This window comes from Streptomyces otsuchiensis (genome assembly GCF_004305975.1).
Lineage (GTDB): Bacteria > Actinomycetota > Actinomycetes > Streptomycetales > Streptomycetaceae > Streptomyces > Streptomyces otsuchiensis.
On record NZ_BHZI01000668.1, the window covers coordinates 1 to 258 of the forward strand.

1 protein-coding gene is annotated in these 258 nt (G+C 75.2%); it reads right to left on the reverse strand.

Annotation, left to right across the window (positions count from 1 at the left end; all coding sequences use genetic code 11):
- Positions 1-258, reverse strand: a 258-nt coding sequence (locus E0D90_RS27025; RefSeq protein WP_157996973.1) for a hypothetical protein, incomplete at both ends; no start/stop codon positions are given.

The window sequence follows — 258 nt, forward strand, 5'->3', positions numbered from 1 at the left end:
GGTCGGCGAGGAGCGTGTTCTGGTACTGGAAGCCGACGGGGACACGGTCCGGGATGTCCCGGTCGCCCGTCGCCTCCCGCACCGAGGCGGCGACCTCACCCATCGGCAGCAGCCGGTCGGCGCCCTCGGTCGCGCCGCGGGCCACCGGCCGGACCAGCTTCTCGAACTCCCCGCCGGCGGCGGCGACGGGAACCCGCAGCACGTACGGCGCGGAGGTGCACGCCACCAGCTCCTCGAACTCCTGGCGCTCCCGGTTGG